This is a genomic window from Micromonospora sp. NPDC047074 (assembly GCF_040643815.1).
Classification (GTDB): domain Bacteria; phylum Actinomycetota; class Actinomycetes; order Mycobacteriales; family Micromonosporaceae; genus Micromonospora.
Genome location: NZ_JBEYVB010000041.1, coordinates 21,512 through 39,271, shown reverse-complemented (window position 1 = coordinate 39,271; position 17,760 = coordinate 21,512). Strand labels below are relative to the sequence as shown.

Here is a 17,760-nt window from a genome sequence, read left to right as displayed (position 1 = left end):
CCCGGAGCGGCCCGCTTACCCGGCATCGACCGGAACTCACCCCGGACTCCCGTCCGGGCCGGCGACGCCTCGGTGATCGCGTACGGGACGTGTCAACCGCCCCGGAACGGGGATGAGGCACCGTCGGGCCGCCGGATCGGGAGACGCGTGATGCACAGAGGGCGGGCCGCCACGGACCGGCGGCGTGCCGTGCCCGCCCGGCTGGCCGGACGCGCCCACGATGTGCGGCGTACGGTGGCGCGGGTCGCCGGCCGGGTGCCGGCGCCGTGGCCGTACGTCCTCGCCGTCTTCCTCGGGACGAAGATCGTGCTCAGCGTCGTCGGGGTGCTCGCGTTGAGCGCCTTCGACGAGGTGCCCTGGGCGCCGCCGCCGGACGAGACCATGATGCGCGAGCAGCAGCGGGCCGTCTCCGGGCACCGCGCGGTCTCGCTCTGGTTCGCCTGGGACTCCTTCCTCTACGACCGTCTGGCCCAGCTCCCGCTCGACGAACCGTGGCCCGACTTCGGCTTTCCGCTGCTGTATCCGTTCCTGGCCCGCCCGCTGGCCCCGCTGCTGGGCGGGGACACGGCGCTGGCGCTGCTGCTGGTCGCCAACGTGGCGTTCCTGCTGATGCTCTACTTCGCGCACGGGCTGGGGGAGCGGCTGCTCGGTGACGACGCGTCCGCCCGCCGGTTCGTCCGCTACCTGGTGCTCCTGCCGGCCGCGTTCCTGTTCCAGGCGGCGCTGACCGAGTCGCTGTTCCTCTGCCTCGCGCTGGCCGCCTTCCACTACGCCGAGCGGGGCCGCTGGCTGCTCGTCGGCGTCGTGGGCTTCTTCCTGGCGTCGAGCCGCTCGGTCGGGTTCCTCGTCGTGCTCCCGCTGGCCCTCGTGCTGTTCCGGCAGCACCGCTACCGGCTGGGGCCGCGCCGGTGGTGGGCGTACCTGCGGGTCGGCTGGCCGCTGGCGCTGGTGCCCGCCGGCTGGCTGGCCTTCATGGCGTTCTGCCGGTGGCAGAGCGGCGACTGGTTCGCCTACAAGCACGCCCAGGAGGAGGGCTGGGGGATCAGGGTGCAGAACCCGCTGGCGGTGCTGTGGCACGGCCTGACCGACACCCCGCCCCGCGACGCGCTGCGGGTGTGGTTCGCCGTGCTGGTGCTGGCGGTCCTGGTCGCGGGCGCCCGCCGGCTCGGCCTGCCCTATCTCGCGTACGGGTTGATCATGGTCCTGGTGCCGCTGTCGATGGGCCCGCCGGTGTACAAGAGCCTGCTGCGGTACCTGCTCGCCGTCTTCCCGGTCGGCCTCGTGCTGGCGCGCTGGGCCCGCCACGCGGGTGCGGACGCCTGGCTGACCGCCGCCCTGGCCCTGCTCCAGGGCGCGCTCTTCGTCACGTGGCTCGCCTACTGGACCCACTTCATCATCTGACCCCGCCCTCGGGCGTTGCCGGCCGGCAGGCGAGGTAGGCGTCCAGTGCCGCGGCGCCCGTGAGCATGGCGCGGCTGCGGGCCGAGAGGCGGGCGCGCCAGTCGCGCAGCATCGCATCGAGCGGCGCGACGCCTCCGGCGGAGCGGACCTGGGCGATCAGCGGGGCGATCTGCTCCAGCAGGTAGCCACCCCGCCTGAGCTGGTGGACCAGCCGGGCGTCGCGTACGTCGGCCGCGCCGTAGACCCGGTAGCCCGTCCGTGGGTCGCGGCGCGGCTGGACCAGGCCGGCGTGTTCCCACTTGCGGAGGGTGGCCGGGCGGATGCCGAGCCTTCTCGACAGGGGACCGACGAACGTGTCGCCCCGCTCCTGCGGCACCGGCGCGAGGTCACCGACGGCGGCTTCGACGGCCTGGAGGGTGCGGCGGTCGTCGAGAAGCTGGGCGTGGCTCTCGTCGACGAGCCGGAGCGCGTCGTCGGTCGCGCCCCGGTTGACCGCCTGCATGATCGCCGCGGCCGTCCGGTGCCCGTGTCCGGGCAGGAGGGCGAGGAACGCGTCCAGGGCCCGCGCGTGCACCGGCGTGTAGGTGCGGTAGCCGTGCGGGGTGCGCTCGGCGGCCGGAAGGATGCCGGCCGCCTCGTAGTTCCTGACCGCCTGGGTGGACAGGCCGTGCGCCCGCGCCAGGTCGACCGGCCTGAGCCTTCCGCTGCTTTTAAGGTTCTGTGGCATCGTCCTGCTGGTTCCGACGAGAAGTTTCCACCGTTGGTTCAAAGATACCGTTGAGGGCATGACTGGCATCACCAGCGCCGCCCACGCCGTCGGCCACGCCACCGTCCTGGGGTTGCTCCCCGCCCGGCCGAGGCTGCTCGCCCTGGGCGAGCCCACCCACGGCGAGGAGACTTTGCTCGAACTGCGCAACGACCTGTTCCGGCAACTCGTCGAGCGGGAGCACTACCGGACGATCGCGATCGAGAGCGACTGCCTGCTGGGCCTGGTCGTGGACGACCACGTCACCTCGGGTGCGGGCCGTCTCGACGACGTCATGGCACGCGGCTTCAGCCACGGGTTCGGCGCCCACGCGGCGAACCGGGAGCTGGTGCGCTGGATGCGCGCCCACAACGAGGGCCGGCCCGCATCGGAGCAGGTGCGTTTCGCCGGGATCGACGGCCCGCTGGAGATCACCGGCGCCGCGAGCCCCCGGCAGGCGCTCACCGCACTGCACGCGTACCTCGCCGCCCGGGTCGACGCCGACCTGCTGCCCTGCGCCGCGCAGACGCTGGACGGGCTCCTCGGCGCCGACGACCGGTGGACCGATCCCGCCGTGATGATGGACCCGTCCCGGTCCGTGGGGCGGACGCCCGAGGCCGCCCGCCTGCGGCTGCTCGCCGACGAACTGGTGGCCCTGCTCGACGAGCAGACGCCACACCTGATCGCGGCGTCCTCGCGGGAGGACTGGCACCGGGCCCGCCTGTACGGGCGTACGGCCACCGGCCTGCTGCGCTACCACTTCTCGATGGCCGACACGTCACCGGCCCGGATGGCCCGGCTGCTCGGCGTGCGGGATTCGATGATGGCGGCCAACCTGCTCGCCGTCGCCGAACGGGGGCCGGCGCTGGTGCACGCCCACAACAGCCACCTCCAGCGGCCGCGCAGCAGCATGCGGATGGGCGACCTGCCGGTGCACTGGTGGAGCGCCGGCGCGCTCGTCAGCGCCCACCTGGGCGAGGAGTACGCCTTCCTCGCCACGGCCCTCGGCACGATCCGCCACCGTGGCGTGGACGCCCCACCCGCCGACACCGTCGAAGGGCTGCTGTACGCGCTGCCGGAGGAACGGTACGTCGTCGACGCCCGCCGGCTGGCCACCGCCCTCGCCGACCCGCCGCCGCCTGCCCGGGTGTCGCCCTGGTTCGGTTACGCCCCGCTCGATCCCGCCCAGCTGGCCGGCACCGACGGGATCGTGTTCGTCAGGGACGCCCGGCAGGGCTAGCGTCCCGGCACCCGACGACCAGGAGTCGGTCGGCGCGGAGCCGGCTCACCGGGAGCGGACCGGGGTGACCTCGGGCGCCGGCCCGGTGCTGTCGCGGCGCACCATCTCGGCGGGCAGCACCTCGACGCGGGGGGCCGCCGCTCCCGGGTCGAGGGCCAGCGACATCGCGCGCGCACCCATCTCGACCAGGGGCAGCCGGACGGTGGTCAGTGCCGGGGTGACGTCCCGGGCGATCGGCATGTCGTCGAAGCCGACGACCGAGACCTGCGCGGGCACCGCCACCGACCGGGAGCGCAGCAGCGTCAGCGCGCCGATCGCCATCGAGTCGTTGAGCGCGACGATGGCGGTCAGCTCCGGCTCGGCGTCGAGCAGGGCGGCGGTGGCGGTGACGCCGCCGTCGCGGTCGAACGCGGCGTGTCGTACGCGGTGCTCGGGCAGGCTGAGCCCGTGCGCGGCGAGGGCCTCGCGGAGCCCGGTGAGCCGGTCGGTGGTGGTGGTGAGCACCGCCGGCCCGGCCACCACCCCGATCTCCCGGTGGCCCAGTTCGTACAGCTCCGCGCCGATCAGCCGGCCGCCGGTGCGGTTGTCCGGCATCACCGCGTCGCCGGAGTGCTCGTGCCGGCCGATGACCGCGACCCGCCCGCCTGTCGCCTCGTACGCGGCGAGCTTCTCGTTGAGCAACCGGGTGAAGGTGGCGTCGTGGTAACCCGAGCCGGCCAGGATGATCGCGGCGACCTGCTGGCCGCGCAGCAGCTCGACGTACTCCAGCTCGCGGTCCGGGTCGCGGTAGCTGTTGCAGATCATCAACAGCCGGCCCTGGTCGGCGGCGACCCGTTGCAGGCCCCGGGTGATCTCGGCGAAGTACGGGTCGGACACGTCGTGCACGATGACTCCCACCGCCGTGCGGTGCGAGCGGGCGAGCAACTGGGCGTGTGCGTTCGGCACGTACTGCAACTCGGCGACGGCCTGGAGCACGCGCTCGCGGAGTTCCTCGGTGACGGGTTTGCTGCTGCCGTTGATCACCCGGGAAGCGGTCGCGGGGGATACTCCCGCCCGCCGGGCCACGTCGGACAGGGTCGCCACTGCCGCCCCCTCGGTCGCTTCTCGACGGCCGTGCCCGGGTGCCGGCCATCGTCACCGTACCGTAGCGAAAGCCTTACGCCGGTCCCGCAGGTGACCTTGGGGCGTAGCCGGCGGTGAGTGCCGCGTAACAGGGCCGGGTGGCCTCTTGCCTGAGTGGGGAAGCGTTCCCTACGCTGCCAGGAAAGCGCTTGCCTCACCTCCGCCGCCAGGGACCTCCGGGCGGCGGCGTAGGCGTGGAAGAGGGTCGCCGCCCATCGCCGTTCTGGTCGGAGGCGCCCGCGGAGGGAAGGAACACCATGACCCGCAGGTCGATAGGCATCATCGTCAACGGCGTCACCGGCCGGATGGGCTACCGGCAGCATCTGGTGCGCTCCCTGCTCGCCATCCGCGAGCAGGGCGGCGTGCCCCTGGCCGACGGCACGTCGATCTGGCCCGAGCCCGTCCTGGTCGGCCGCAGCGAGACCAAGCTGCGCGAGATCGCCGAACGGCACGGCCTGACCGACTGGACCACCGACCTGAGCGCCGCGCTGGCCCGCGACGACGTCGAGATCTACTTCGACTCGCAGGTCACCCAGCAGCGGGAGAAGGCGATCCGCCGGGCGATCGAGGCGGGCAAGCACATCTACACCGAGAAGCCGCTGGCCGAGGACACCGCGGGCGCCCTCGACCTGGCCCGGGCGGCGCGCGCCGCCGGGGTGCGTACCGGGGTGGTGCAGGACAAGCTCTTCCTGCCCGGGCTGCGCAAGCTCAAGCGGCTCATCGACGGCGGCTTCTTCGGGCGGATCCTGTCGGTGCGGGGCGAGTTCGGCTACTGGGTCTTCGAGGGCGACTGGCAGCCGGCCCAGCGCCCGTCCTGGAACTACCGGACCGAGGACGGCGGCGGCATCGTCGTCGACATGTTCCCGCACTGGCACTACGTGCTGGAGGAACTCTTCGGCCGGGTGCGGACGGTCTCCTGCCTGACCGCGACGCACGTGCCGCAGCGGGTCGACGAGGCGGGCCGCACCTACCCGGCGACCGCCGACGACGCCGCGTACGGCATCTTCGAGCTCGACGGTGGCGTGGTGGCGCAGCTCAACTCCTCCTGGTGCGTCCGGGTGCACCGCGACGAGCTGGTCGAGTTCCAGGTCGACGGCACCGAGGGCAGCGCCGTGGCGGGGCTGCGCAACTGCCGGGTGCAGCACCGGGCGGTCACCCCGAAGCCGGTGTGGAACCCCGACCTGCCGGCCACCGAGCCGTTCCGTTCGCAGTGGACGGACGTGCCGGACAACGAGGAGTTCGACAACGGGTTCAAGGTGCAGTGGGAGGCGTTCCTGCGGCACGTCGTCGCCAACGAGCCGTTCCCGTGGGACTTCCTGGCCGGGGCGCGCGGCGTGCAGCTCGCCGAGCTTGGCCTGCGGTCGGCGCGTGAGGGCGCCCGCCTGGACATCCCGGAGCTGGAGCTGTGAGCGCGAGGAGTGAGCCGGGGTTGCGAGCCCCGCAGTCGCGAACGGAGGTGGCGCTGTGAGCGCGAGCAATGAGGTGGTGCTGCCCGGTGGGCGGCGGTACCGGCTGGCCGGGGGCGCCGGCTTCCCGCACCCCGCCGGGCCGCCGACCAGCCGGATCGCGTACGCCGCCGCGCACGTGGTGGCCGATCCGACGGCCGAGAACATCCCGGGCGCCCCGGCCGTGCTGGACTGGGACCGGACCCTGGCCTTCCGGCACCACCTGTGGTCGTACGGGTTCGGGGTGGCCGAGGCGATGGACACCGCGCAGCGCGGCATGGGCCTGGACTACCCGGCCACCCGGGAGCTGATCCGGCGCAGTGCCGCCGAGGCCCGCTCCGTCGGCGGCCGGATCGTCGCCGGGGTCGGCACCGACCAGCTTCCGCCCGGCCCGGCGACCCTGGCCGAGGTCACCCGCGCCTACCACGAACAGCTCGACGACGTACGGGCCGCCGGGGCCCGCCCGGTGCTGATGTGCAGCCGCCACCTGGCCGCCGCCGCCCGCAGTCGCGAGGACTACCTGGGGGTGTACGACGAGCTGCTCTCCGTCGCCGAAGAGCCGGTGGTGCTGCACTGGCTCGGCCCGATGTTCGACCCGGCGCTCACGGGCTACTGGGGGTCGGCCGATCTCGACGAGGCCGCCGACGCCGTGGTGGAGCTGATCAAGGCCCACGACACCCGGGTGGACGGGATCAAGGTCTCGCTGCTGGACGCCGACCGCGAGGTGGCGTTGCGCCGCCGGCTGCCCGCCGGGGTGCGCCTCTACACCGGCGACGACTTCCACTACCCGGAGCTGATCCGGGGTGACGCGAGCGGCTACTCCGACGCGCTGCTCGGGGTGTTCGCCGCGATCGCGCCGGCCGCCGCCGCCGCGCTGGCCGCGCTGGACCAGGGTGACCTGGCGGCGTACGACCGGATCTTCGCGCCGACCGTGCCCCTGGCCCGGCACATCTTCGCGGCGCCCACCTGGCACTACAAGACCGGCATCGTCTTCCTGGCCTGGCTGACCGGGCACCAGGACCACTTCACGATGGTCGGCGGGGCGCAGTCCGGCCGCTCGCCGGAGCACCTGGCCACCTTGCTCACCCTCGCCGACGCCGCCGGGCTGCTGCCCGACGCGGACCTGGCCGCCGCCCGCGCGCGGGCGCTGTTCACGGTGGCGGGAGTGGACCAGTGAGCGCGAGGAGTGAGCCGGGTTTGCGAGCCCCGCAGTCGCGAACGGGGGTGGCTCGGTGAGCGCGAGGAGTGAGCCGGGTTTGCGAGCCCCGCAGTCGCGAACGGGGGTGAACCAGTGAGTGGGCTGGAACGGTTCTCGTTCAACCAGGCCACGTCGCAGCACTGGCCGCTGCCCGAGGTGGTCGACGGCTGCGTGGCGGCCGGCGTGCCGGGGATCGGGCTCTGGCGGGAGCCGGTCGCCGAGTACGGGCTGGGCCGCGCCGCGAAGCTGGTCCGTGACGCCGGCCTGGAGGTCACCTCGCTCTGCCGGGGCGGGTTCTTCACGGCCGACGGCTGGCGGGAGGAGAACCTGCGCGCGATCGAGGAGGCCGCCACCCTCGGCACCTCGGTCCTGGTGCTGGTCTCCGGCGGGCTGCCGGCGGGCAGCCGGGACGTCGACGGCGCCCGCCGGCAGGTCGCCGACGCCATCGCCGAGTTGGCCCCGCACGCGGCGGCGGCCGGGGTGACGCTGGCGATCGAGCCGTTGCACCCGATGTTCTGCGCCGACCGCTGCGTGGTGTCCACCCTCGGCCAGGCGCTCGACATCGCCGAACGGTTCGACCCGGGCGTGGTCGGGGTGGTCGTCGACGCGTACCACGTGTGGTGGGACGACACGGTGTACGCGCAGATCGCCCGGGCGGGCGAGCGGATCGCCGCGTTCCAGGTCTGCGACTGGGTCACCCCGCTGCCCGAGGGGGTGCTGCTGGGCCGGGCCCTGCCGGGCGACGGCTGCATCGAGCTGCGCCGCCTGCGGGAGGCCGTCGACGCGGCCGGCTACACCGGGCCGGTCGAGGTGGAGGTCTTCTCGGCCGAGGTGTGGGCCCGGCCCGGCCGGGAGGTCCTCGACGCGTCCGTCGCGGGATACCTGCACCACGTCGCCTGACCACCGGGTTGCGGCCGGCGTGGCGGACCTCCGCCGGCCGGCCGCAGCCCGACGAGGATGGGAAGGACGGATCGTCCGACAGCGGCACCTTCACCTGACCGGCCCCGGCTCTCTATGATCGGCTGAAAACTGTCGCCGACCATCAGGCAGATCGTCGGCAAAAACCTACGGGCGCGGGCCGGCGCCGGGAAGGGTTGGCATGGCGCTGTCCGCGACCGTCCTCGCCGAGCTGCGCGGCATCGTCGGTCCCTCGCACGTGCACGACGGGGCCGGCGACCTGGTGGCGTACGCGCGGGACGCGACGCCCCTGTTCTCGCACCGCCCCGACGCCGTGGTCTTCCCGGCCGACACCGCCGAGGTCGCCGCGGTGCTGGCGCTGGCCACCCGGCACGGGGTGCCCGTGGTGCCCCGCGGCGCGGGCTCCAACCTGTGCGCCGCGACCGTGCCGCTGCGCGGCGGGATCGTGCTGGTGCTGACCCGGCTCACGAGCATCCTGGAGGTCAGCGCGGACGAGCTGCTCGCCCGGGTGCAGCCCGGCGTGACCAGCGCCGCGCTGGCCGACGCGGCCGCCGCGCGGGGCCTGCTGTGGGCGCCCGACCCGGGCAGCCGTACGGTCGCCACCGTCGGCGGCACCATCGCCACCTGCGCCGGTGGCCTGCGCGGCCTGAAGTACGGGGTGACCCGCAACTACGTGCTGGGCCTGGAGGCGGTGCTGCCCACCGGCGAGGTGATCCGCACCGGCGGTCGCCTGTGGAAGGACGTCGCCGGCTACGACCTGACCCGGCTGCTCACCGGCTCCGAGGGCACCCTCGCCGTGATCACCGAGGCCACCGTGGCGCTGCTGCCCGCCCCGGCGTCGACGAACACCGGGGTCGCGTACTTCCCGACGCTCGCCGACGCGGGGGAGGCGGTCGCCCGGGTGATCCGGGCCGGGGTGGTGCCGGCGACGCTGGAGTTCCTCGACCGGGCCTGCATCGTCGCCGTGGAGGACTTCGCCCACCTGGGGCTGCGCGCCGACGCGGGCGCCCTGCTGCTCTTCGGCGACGACGGGCCACCCGACCTGGTCGCCGCCCACCTGGACCGGATCGGCGCGGCCTGCGTCGAGGCCGGCGCGGTGGAGGTCACCACGGCCCGCGAGGTAGCCCAGGCCGAGGCGCTGCTGGCCGCCCGCCGGTGCGCGCTGCCGGCGCTGTCCCGCCGGGGCGGGGTCACGATCCTGGAGGACGCGACCGTGCCCCGGCCGAGGATCGCCGAGATGGTCGACCGGATCGACGCCATCGCCGCCCGGCACGGCGTCGCCATCGCCACCTTCGGCCACGCCGGTGACGGCAACCTGCACCCCACCTGCGTGCTCGACTCGGCCGAAGACCACGACGCCGTACGCCGCGCCGAGGCCGCGTTCGCCGACGTCTTCGCCGCCGCCCTCGACCTCGGCGGCACCATCACCGGCGAGCACGGGGTGGGGGCGGCGAAGCTGCCGTTCCTCGCCGCCCGCCTCGGCGACGACCAGCTCGCCCTGCTGCGCCGGATCAAGACCGCCTTCGATCCGGCGGGCATCCTCAACCCCGGAAAGCTGGGCTCGTGACCGGCGACGTGTTCGACCCGGAGCAGTTGTCCCGCTGCATCTCCTGCGGGTTCTGCCTGCCGGCCTGCCCCACGTACGCGATGACCGGCGACGAGGCGTCCTCGCCGCGCGGCCGGATCACCCTGATGCGGGCGTTGCAGGACGGCACCCTGCCGCCGGACGACGACACCCTCGCCGAGCAGTCCTCCTTCTGCCTGGGCTGCCGGGCCTGCGAGCCGGTCTGCCCGGCCGGGGTCGAGTACGGCAGCCTGCTGGAGCAGTGGCGGGTACACCAGTGGCGCGGCTGGCGACGACCGCTGGTGGCCCGGGCGCTGATGCTGCTCGTCGAGCAGCGCTGGCTGCTGCGGCTGTCCGGCCTCGTCCGCCGCGCCGCCCGCGGCCGGGCCGCCACCCCACCACAGGTCACGCCCACCCCGGCCACGTCCACCCCGGCCACGCCCACCCCGGCCACGCCCACCCCGGCCACGCCCACCCCGGCCACGTCCGCGCCGGACCCGGCCGGAGTGCCGGGCGCGCAGCTCATGCTGGGCTGCGTCGAGCGGGGGCTCTACCCGGCGGTCAGCCGGGCGGCGCACGCGCTCGCCCCCGAGCTGGCCGCCCCCACCGGGCAGGGCTGCTGCGGCGCGCTGCACGCCCACAACGGCGACCTGGCCGGGGGCGAGCGGCTGGCCGAGCGCCTCGGCGCGGACCTGCCCGGCACGATCGTCACCACCTCCGGCGGCTGCGCCGCGCACCTGGCCTCCGTACTCGGCCGGGACCGGGTGCGCGAACTGTCCACCTGGCTCGCCGACCGGCCCCCGGGGGCCGAGCTGCGGGTGGCCGGCCGGCGCGCCCGGGTAGCCCTCCAGGACTCCTGCCACCTGCGCAACGGCCTCGGCGTCTTCGCCGAGCCCCGGACGCTGCTGCGTCAGGTCGCCGACCACGTGGAGCTGCCCTCGGCGGCCACCTGCTGCGGCGCCGCCGGCACGTACTCGCTGCTGCGGCCGAAGGAGTCGCGGCGGATCCTGGACGCGAAGCTCGACGAGATCGAGGCCGCCGGGGTCGACCTGGTGGTGGCCGTCAACCCGGGCTGCCTGCGGCAACTGCGCACCGGCCTGCGCCGGCGCCGGTCCGCCGTACGGGCCGTGCACCTCGCCGAGCTGCTCGCCCTCGTCGAGTCGCCGTAGCCCGCCCGGGGGCGGGCCGGCGCCGGCGATCACTCGGTACGGATGCCGTCCGGGCGGGTGAGCCGCCACAGCACCGGCAGGCTGAGCCCGGTGACCAGCAGCACCACCGCCGCCCCGAGCCCGGTCGAGACGCCCAGCGCCGGCCAGGCGACCGCGACCGGCGTCCGCACCATCCGCAGCAGCACCGCGCCGAGCCCGAGCCCGAAGACCACCGCCAGGGCGAGCCCGATCGCCACCGGCACGGCGCTCTGCCACAGCACCGACCAGCTCAGCGTGGAGCGCCGGGTGCCCACCGCGACCAGCATCGCCAGCAGCCGGCGGCGCTCCCGGAGCTGCTCCAGCACGCCGACCAGCATGCTGGCCCCGATCAGCAGGAGGGTGACCACCGCACCGATGTAGAGGCCCCGCTGGACGTTGACGAACTGGGTGGCCTGCCGGCTCCCGGTCAGCGTGAGCACCGGGGTGAAGAGGTCGATGCCGGCGGCGGCGTTGCGGACGTGCTCCACCGCGTCCGGCCGGTCGGGCGCGAGCCGCAGGTAGACGTCCGCGCGCAGCGGACCCAGCCGGGCCGTGTCGACCGCGCCGGGGGTGACCAGCAGGCCGGCCTGCTGGAAGCCGGACGGGTCGGCGCGGGCCGGCGCCTCCCGGGCGGCGCGGGGGACCTGCCAGGTCGTCCCCGGGGCGTCGGCCACCGCGACGGTGTCGCCGGGCACGATGCCGGCCGGCCGGCCCTCCGAGTCGGCGACCAGGAAGACGTCGCCGTCGGCGCACCGGTCGAGCCGGGCGAACTCGGCCAGCGCCGCGCAGTCACCGATCCGCAGCACACCGTGGTGCTCGTCGACGGTCACCACGGTGCCCAGGGTGGCGTTGCTTCCGGTCACCCCGGGGGCGGCGGCCAGCCGGTCCAGCGCCGCCGCCGGGTCCGGTCGTTCCGGAAGCTGGACGTGCACCTGGGCCCGGGACGGGTCCTGCCCGGTGTCGAAGGTGAACCGGTCCGCGACGCCGGCGAAGAGCATCTGCAACCCGATGGTGCCCGCCACGGCGACCGCGATGCCGTTGACCAGCCGCGCCGAGGCGGCGCTGTCGACCTGGAGGCGGCGCACCGCGAGCTGCCACGCGACGGGGCCGCCGCGCAGCCGGCGTACCAGCAGGTCGGTGAGCCAGGGCAGCAGGGTGACCACGCCGACCAGCAGCAGCACGGCGCCGGCCGCGGTCTGCCGCTCGCTGCCGAGCGGGGCGATGCCGGCCGCGCCGGCCAGCAGCAGCCCGAGCCCGGCCGCGGGCAGCAGCAGCCGCCACGCCAGCCGGCGGCGCACCGGCGTCGCGCGCCGGGCCACCCCGAGCGGCTCGACCAGCACGGCCCGCATCGACACCAGCGTCACCACGACGGCGAGGGCGGGCACCGCCACCACGACGACCGCCACCAGCGGCAGCGGCGGGCGCACGTCGGCGGCGTACACGCTGAGGTCCATCAGGGTGACCAGCGGCACCACCTGCCGGCCGAGGGCGAAGAGCACGCCGCCGACCGCGACGCCGAGCAGCGCCGCGGCGGCTGCCTCACCGGCGGCGATCCGGCGGACCATCGCGGCGTCGGCGCCGACCAGCCGCAGCGCGGCCAGCCGCCGGTCGCGGCGCTCCCCGCCGAACCGCACGGCCGCGCCGAGGAAGACCGCGATGGGCAGCAGCAGGACCACGAAGATGACCACCACGAGCACCATCAGCACCGGGTCGAAGGCCTCGCCGGGCAGCCCGCCGCCGAAGGCGTCCAGCCGGGCCGCGTCGTCGGCCGTGAGGGTGTCGCTGCCCAGGTAGTAGGCCAGCTCGTGCGGGCCGGCCAGCCCTTCGTCGGCGATGACGCCGGTGACCGTGGCCCCGCCGAGGCGGGGCGCGAACAGCGCGCCGTCGGCGGAGCCGAGCAGGTCGCGCAGCGCGGGGGAGACCACCACCTCGCCGGCGCGCGGCAGCGCGGACACCCCGGGCGGCACGGGCGCTGCCGGACCCTCGGGCCGCAGCACCCGGCCCCGCACCGGCTGCTCGCGGAACTCCGTGTGAATCTGGCGGACCAGCAGTGTGTTCGCGGCGGCCGGGATCTGCTCGCCCATCCGCAGGTCGTCGCGGGCGTCGCCGCGCGCCTGCCGGGCGTCCAGCGCGCCGGGCACCGCCGCGGCGAGCAGCAGCATCGCCACCCCCACCCCGACGCCGACCGCGGTCAGCGCCGCCCGCAGCCAGCCGTCCCGGCCGCCGGTGAACGCCATCCGGGCGCCCATCGCCAGGTCGGCCGCGCCGTGCCGCAGCCGGCTCACGGCACCTGCCTTCGTTCGCGACTGCGGGGCTCGCAGAACCGGCTCACTCCTCGCGCTCACGCCGCGACCTCCAGGTCCCGGGCGCGGCCGTCGCGCACCACGACCTCCCGATCGGAGTACGCGGCGACGCGCGCCTCGTGGGTCACCAGCACCACGGCCGCCCCGCTGTCCCGGGCGGCGGCGGTGAGCAGCCGCATGACCCGCTCCCCGTTGAGCGAATCCAGCGCGCCGGTCGGCTCGTCGGCGAAGACCACCCGTGGCCGGGTGACCAGCGCCCGGGCGACCGCCACCCGCTGCCCCTGCCCGCCGGAGACCTCGCCGGGCCGCTTGCCGGCCACCTCGGCGACCTCCAGGCGGTCCAGCCACCCGGCGGCCCGGCGTTCCGCCTCCCGGCGACCGACCCGGCTCAGCCGCAGCGGCAGCGCCACGTTCTCCAGGCAGGTCAGCTCCGGCACGAGCTGGCCGAACTGGAAGACGAAGCCGAACTCCTCCCGGCGCAGCGCGCTGCGCTCGGCGTCGCCCAGCGCGGCCAGGTCCCGGTCGGCGTAGCACACCCGGCCGGAGTCGGGCCGGGTGATGCCGGCGAGGCAGTGCAGCAGGGTGGACTTGCCGGAGCCCGACGAGCCCATCACGGCCAGCACCTCGCCCGGGTGGACGCGCAGGCTGGCGCCGGCGAGCGCCCGGGTCGGGCCGAACGAGTGGTGCAGGTCCTCGGCGACCAGCAGCGGTGCGGTCACGACCGCACCGTCGCGGCGAGCTCGTCGAGGCGGGCGGCGGTCAGCTCCAGCCAGCGCAGGTCGGCCTCCAGGTGGAACAGCGCGTGGTCGCAGACCAACTGCTCGGCGAGGTCACCGTCGCGCTTGCGGCGGGTCAGCTCGCGCATCATCCGCAGGTGCTCGGCGCGCTGCACGTCGAGCACGTCGGCGGCGGGGCGGCCGGTCAGCAGGGCCAGCACCACCTTGGTGTAGAGGGTGCTCTGCAGGTACGGCTCGGGCTTCTCGGCCCGGGCGAGCCACTGCGCCACGTCGGTGACGCCGGCCTCGGTGATCGCGTAGCGCTTGCGCTCCGGCCCACCGCCCGGCTCCACGGCGTCCACCTCGACCAGCCCGCCGCGCAGCAGCCGGGAGAGGGTCGCGTAGACCTGCCCGTACGCGAGCGGGCGGGCGTGGCCGAACCGCTCGTCGTAGAGGCGTTTGATGTCGTAGCCGTGCCGGGGGGTGGCCTCCAGCAGGCCGAGGAAGGTCTGTCCGATCGACATGCCCGGGACTATACACCTCGCGTATACGCGAGGTGTATAGCGAGGCGGGTGGTTCGTGCGATCGCCAGCCCGAGCCGCCGCATGCACCCTGTGCCTGGGCGCAGGCTCACCGTCGTACTGCGGCTCGACGTGACCATCGGCACCGCCGAGCGCCCCAGGAAGAGCCCGCATGAGCCTGCGCCGCGCGGGACATGCGATGGCTGCGCCGGCGCCGCAGCGCCCACTGGGCCGCCGCCGCGGGCGGCTCGACCGCTGGGACCTCATCGGTGCCGTCATCTGCCTGCTCGGCGTCGCCGTGATCATGTACGCCCACGCGCCACCGGCAGGTGACGCTCATCGGCCGGCATGTCCACTGCGCCACGTCAGAGCAGGGTGCGCCAGTAGTCCCAGAACCGCACGCCGATCAGCGCGGTCAGGATCAGCAGCCAGGTGGTGGGGATGGCGCTGTGCACCCGCAGCAGCGTGGCGGTGAGCCGGCGCGGCGCCGGGAGGTGACCGCGTTCGAGGTTGTGCAGGGTGGCGTAGGTGAACAGCACGATCATGGCGACCCAGACGACCATGCAGTACGGGCACAGCGCGCCGATGCGGTAGAGGCTCTGGAAGAACAGCCAGTGCACGAACACGACGCCGAACACGGTGCCGGCCTGCAGAGCGAGCCACCACCAGCGGGGCAGCCGGGCGCCCGCGAGCAGGGCGGCGCCGGCGGCGGCGACGACGGGGAAGGCGGCCAGGCCGATGAGCGGGTTCGGAAACCCGAACACCTCGGCCTGGCCGGTGGCCATGATGGAGCCGCAGGACAGGATCGGGTTGATCGAGCAGGTGGGCGTATAGCCGGGGTCTTCGAGCAGGGCGATCTTCTCGACGGCGAGGACGAACGCGGCGAGGGCGCCGACGATCCCGCCGATGGTCAGCGTCCAGCCGATCACCCGGTCGCTCAGCGTGGATGTGTCGCCGGGCGCGTGCTGAGCGGCCGCGCTGGCACGGGTGGTGGTCACGAGTTCAGCGAGGCGTCGATGGCGGCCTTGAGGCCGTCGTAGTCGGGGCGGCCGTCGAACTTCTCGCCGTTGATGAAGAACGTCGGGGTGCCCTGCACGCCGAGCGCCTCGCCGTCGGTGGCGTCGGCCTTGACCCGGGCGGCGACCTCCGCGCTGGCCACGTCGGCCTTGAAGCGGGTCATGTCCAGGCCCAGCTCCTGGGCGTAGCCTTCGAACACGGCGGCCTGCGACTGCTGCTGGTGGCCCCAGGCCGTCGCGGTGTCGAACAGCTTCTTGTACATCGGCTCGAACTTGCCCTGCCGGGCGGCGGCCTCGGCGGCGTGCGCGGCGTTGTAGGCGTTCGGGTGGCTGGCGATCGGGAAGTACCGCACCACGTAGGTGATGCGGTCGCCGTACTCGGCGCGCAGCTTCTCCACCCCGGGGTAGGCGGCCAAGCAGGACTCGCACTCGAAGTCGAGGAACTCCACCACCGTGGTCTTGCCGTCCGCCGCGGTGGACAGCCGGTGGCTGTCCGGTCGCACCACCGCCTCCGCCGCGGCCGTCGGCGTGGTGTCGCCGCCACGGTTGACGAGCACCACGCCGGCCAGCACGGCGAGCGCGACGGCCAGCACGCCGAGGGTCACCTTCAGGTTCGTACTCATGCCCGTCTTGCGCATCCGGCGCGTCGCCCTTGCTGCCCTGGCCGCCTTGGCCGACTGGGCGGCCCTGGACGGGGCCGCGCCCGCCGTGTGGGCCGACTTCGTGTCGCCGCTGGGCGCACCCGAACCCGGACGACCGGTCCGGGTGCCGCCGGCACCCACCGGTGCCTTGGGCGTGCGTCTGCGAGCGTTGGATTTGTTCGCCGCCATCAGCGTCCCTTTCGTCGGCGTGCCCGTCCGCTCGGGCGATGTGCCGGAATCTCGGCGAGGATACAGCGAGCGCTTTACTCTGTGGCTGAGTCATGGCTGAGGGTTCGCTGTGAGGTGGCCCCGCCTCGCTGTCGTTAGTACAGCGCTAGGTGTACTGTCGTCGGGTGGAGACCTTGACGGACGGGCAGGTGCTGGCCCGCTTCGGGCGCGCCTTGAGCGACCCCACCCGGGCCCGGCTGCTGCTGGCCCTGCGCGACGGGCCCGGCTATCCGGCGGAGCTGGCCGTGCTGCTCAACACCACCCGGCAGAATCTGTCCAACCATCTCACCTGCCTGCGCGGCTGCGGCCTGGTAGTCGCCGCACCCGAGGGGCGGCGCACGCGCTACGAACTGGCCGACCCGCGCCTGGCGCACGCCCTGGGCGACCTGCTCGGCCTGGTGCTCGCTGTCGACCCGGCCGCGTGCCCGGACTCCGGCGAGAAGGGCTGCTGCTGATGAGCCTGCCGCTGATCCAGGTCAACCCGGCCGGGCCCTCGCCCGCCCGGCGCGCGCTGCTCACCCGGCGAGTGCGCCTGTTCGTCGCCGCCACGATCACCTACAACGTCATCGAGGCGGTCGTGGCGATCACCGCCGGTACGATCGCCTCATCCACGGCCCTGATCGGCTTCGGCCTGGACTCGATCATCGAGGTGGCATCCGCGGCCGCGGTGGCATGGCAGTTCGCCGGCCGCGACCCCGAAGCCCGGGAGAAGACGGCACTGCGCATCATCGCCGTCTCGTTCTTCGCCCTCGCCGCGTACGTCACCGTCGAGTCGGTGCGCGCCCTGCTCGGCGGCGCCGACGCCGAGCACTCCACCGTCGGCCTGGCCCTGGCGGGGCTGTCGCTGCTGATCATGCCGATGTTGTCGTACGCACAGCGCCGCGCCGGCCGCGAACTCGGCTCCCGCTCGGCGGTGGCCGACTCCAAGCAGACCCTGCTGTGCACCTACCTGTCCGCGGTCCTGCTCGTCGGCCTGGCGGTCAACAGCCTGTTCGGTTGGTCCTGGGCCGACCCGATCGCCGCCCTGGTCATCGCCGCCGTCGCGGTCAAGGAAGGCCGCGAGGCATGGAAGGGCGACACCTGCTGCGCACCGAACGCTGCCCTGCGCGCCACCACGCGTGCCACCGCAACCGGTGACGTGCCGGCTGGGGCGGCCACGGCCGCCGCCGGTGCGGCGGACGCGTGCGTTTGCCGGCCGGGCTGCTCGTGTTGCGCGACGCCGTCATGAGGCTGCGCCGGATACCCGCGCCGGTGCGCACGGCCTTCGCCACTGGAGGCGGCCGAAGCGTCGCCGGGTAGCTCCAGCCGCTTGGTCACGTCAGCTCGTGTCGGTAGCGCGGGTGACCGGCACCGAGCTGTCAGCACGAGCGCTCGGTTCCGTAACCTGCCGGAGGACGCGGACAACATGCGCATGTCAGTCGTGTTCGCCCTGTCCCTGACCGAGGACGCCGAGCTGCGTCCCCTGGAGCCCTGGCGGGCCGAGGAGTTCCTCGCCCACGAGTGGCGGGGCGTCCG

The 17,760-nt window shown here is 74.5% G+C and carries 18 protein-coding genes and 1 pseudogene; 12 read left to right on the top strand and 7 right to left on the bottom strand.

The annotated features are described in order from the left end of the window. Window positions 1-150: 150 nt before the first annotated feature. Window positions 151-1,401 carry a hypothetical protein gene (locus ABZ809_RS29700; protein ID WP_357565918.1) on the top strand — a complete coding sequence of 417 codons (1,251 nt, stop codon included), beginning with the start codon at window positions 151-153 and terminating at the stop codon, window positions 1,399-1,401. Here ABZ809_RS29700 and ABZ809_RS29695 read toward each other — a convergent pair. Beyond that, entirely contained in the window at window positions 1,394-2,128 is a 735-nt protein-coding gene (locus ABZ809_RS29695) for a TioE family transcriptional regulator (RefSeq protein ID WP_357565917.1), read from the bottom strand. The two genes, ABZ809_RS29700 and ABZ809_RS29695, sit on opposite strands and share 8 nt — an antisense overlap. Window positions 2,129-2,186: 58 nt before the next feature. On the opposite strand from ABZ809_RS29695, the gene ABZ809_RS29690 reads away from it, so the two are divergent. Further along, window positions 2,187-3,386, top strand: coding sequence for an erythromycin esterase family protein (locus tag ABZ809_RS29690; RefSeq protein ID WP_357565916.1), 1,200 nt, complete (start codon window positions 2,187-2,189; stop codon window positions 3,384-3,386). Between the two features lie 45 nt (window positions 3,387-3,431). Here the strand turns inward: ABZ809_RS29690 and ABZ809_RS29685 are convergent, their stop codons facing one another. Beyond that, entirely contained in the window at window positions 3,432-4,469 is a 1,038-nt protein-coding gene (locus ABZ809_RS29685; protein WP_357565915.1) for a LacI family DNA-binding transcriptional regulator, read from the bottom strand. A gap of 296 nt (window positions 4,470-4,765) precedes the next feature. Here ABZ809_RS29685 and ABZ809_RS29680 point away from each other — a divergent pair, with 296 nt between their 5' ends. The 5 genes from ABZ809_RS29680 (at window position 4,766) to ABZ809_RS29660 (ending at window position 10,802) form a co-directional block, all read left to right on the top strand. Next, window positions 4,766-5,917 (top strand): Gfo/Idh/MocA family oxidoreductase, encoded by a 1,152-nt coding sequence (locus ABZ809_RS29680; protein WP_357565914.1) that lies wholly within the window; start codon window positions 4,766-4,768, stop codon window positions 5,915-5,917. A gap of 103 nt (window positions 5,918-6,020) precedes the next feature. Continuing rightward, complete coding sequence (locus ABZ809_RS29675; RefSeq protein WP_357565945.1) at window positions 6,021-7,130, top strand: dihydrodipicolinate synthase family protein; 1,110 nt, start codon at window positions 6,021-6,023, stop codon at window positions 7,128-7,130. Window positions 7,131-7,253: 123 nt separating this feature from the next. Next, window positions 7,254-8,051 (top strand): sugar phosphate isomerase/epimerase, encoded by a 798-nt coding sequence (locus ABZ809_RS29670; protein ID WP_357565944.1) that lies wholly within the window; start codon window positions 7,254-7,256, stop codon window positions 8,049-8,051. A 199-nt stretch (window positions 8,052-8,250) separates the two neighbouring features. Then, window positions 8,251-9,636: an FAD-linked oxidase C-terminal domain-containing protein gene (locus ABZ809_RS29665; protein ID WP_357565913.1), complete on the top strand. Its 1,386-nt coding sequence runs from the start codon at window positions 8,251-8,253 to the stop codon at window positions 9,634-9,636. Next, entirely contained in the window at window positions 9,633-10,802 is a 1,170-nt protein-coding gene (locus ABZ809_RS29660; RefSeq protein WP_357565912.1) for a (Fe-S)-binding protein, read from the top strand. Before ABZ809_RS29665 ends, ABZ809_RS29660 begins: the two co-directional genes overlap by 4 nt. Window positions 10,803-10,831: 29 nt before the next feature. On the opposite strand, the gene ABZ809_RS29655 is transcribed toward ABZ809_RS29660, so the two are convergent. Genes ABZ809_RS29655 through ABZ809_RS29645 form a run of 3 tightly spaced genes read right to left on the bottom strand, consistent with a single transcriptional unit; the run spans window position 10,832 to window position 14,363 of the window. Continuing rightward, window positions 10,832-13,105: an ABC transporter permease gene (locus tag ABZ809_RS29655; RefSeq protein ID WP_357565911.1), complete on the bottom strand. Its 2,274-nt coding sequence runs from the start codon at window positions 13,103-13,105 to the stop codon at window positions 10,832-10,834. Window positions 13,106-13,161: 56 nt separating this feature from the next. Beyond that, window positions 13,162-13,842 (bottom strand): ABC transporter ATP-binding protein, encoded by a 681-nt coding sequence (locus ABZ809_RS29650; RefSeq protein ID WP_357565910.1) that lies wholly within the window; start codon window positions 13,840-13,842, stop codon window positions 13,162-13,164. Continuing rightward, window positions 13,839-14,363, bottom strand: coding sequence for a PadR family transcriptional regulator (locus ABZ809_RS29645; protein WP_357565909.1), 525 nt, complete (start codon window positions 14,361-14,363; stop codon window positions 13,839-13,841). Before ABZ809_RS29645 ends, ABZ809_RS29650 begins: the two co-directional genes overlap by 4 nt. A gap of 169 nt (window positions 14,364-14,532) precedes the next feature. Here ABZ809_RS29645 and ABZ809_RS29640 point away from each other — a divergent pair, with 169 nt between their 5' ends. Beyond that, window positions 14,533-14,835: a hypothetical protein gene (locus ABZ809_RS29640; RefSeq protein WP_357565908.1), complete on the top strand. Its 303-nt coding sequence runs from the start codon at window positions 14,533-14,535 to the stop codon at window positions 14,833-14,835. Here ABZ809_RS29640 and ABZ809_RS29635 read toward each other — a convergent pair. Beyond that, window positions 14,726-15,358, bottom strand: coding sequence for a vitamin K epoxide reductase family protein (locus tag ABZ809_RS29635; RefSeq protein WP_357565907.1), 633 nt, complete (start codon window positions 15,356-15,358; stop codon window positions 14,726-14,728). The two genes, ABZ809_RS29640 and ABZ809_RS29635, sit on opposite strands and share 110 nt — an antisense overlap. Beyond that, window positions 15,355-15,999, bottom strand: a complete 645-nt coding sequence (locus ABZ809_RS29630) for a thioredoxin domain-containing protein (RefSeq protein ID WP_357565906.1) — start codon at window positions 15,997-15,999, stop codon at window positions 15,355-15,357. The genes ABZ809_RS29635 and ABZ809_RS29630 overlap by 4 nt, the downstream gene beginning before the upstream one ends. On the opposite strand from ABZ809_RS29630, the gene ABZ809_RS29625 reads away from it, so the two are divergent. The 4 genes and pseudogenes from ABZ809_RS29625 to ABZ809_RS29610 form a co-directional block, all read left to right on the top strand. Beyond that, on the top strand, window positions 15,998-16,306 hold the full coding sequence (locus ABZ809_RS29625) for a hypothetical protein (RefSeq protein WP_357565905.1): 309 nt from the start codon (window positions 15,998-16,000) through the stop codon (window positions 16,304-16,306). The two genes, ABZ809_RS29630 and ABZ809_RS29625, sit on opposite strands and share 2 nt — an antisense overlap. A gap of 64 nt (window positions 16,307-16,370) precedes the next feature. Further along, complete coding sequence (locus tag ABZ809_RS29620; RefSeq protein ID WP_357565904.1) at window positions 16,371-16,700, top strand: metalloregulator ArsR/SmtB family transcription factor; 330 nt, start codon at window positions 16,371-16,373, stop codon at window positions 16,698-16,700. Beyond that, entirely contained in the window at window positions 16,700-17,473 is a 774-nt protein-coding gene (locus ABZ809_RS29615; protein WP_357565903.1) for a cation transporter, read from the top strand. Before ABZ809_RS29620 ends, ABZ809_RS29615 begins: the two co-directional genes overlap by 1 nt. 192 nt (window positions 17,474-17,665) lie before the next feature. After that, window positions 17,666-17,752: pseudogene (locus tag ABZ809_RS29610) on the top strand (GNAT family N-acetyltransferase); the annotation flags it as partial. Window positions 17,753-17,760: the final 8 nt, after the last annotated feature.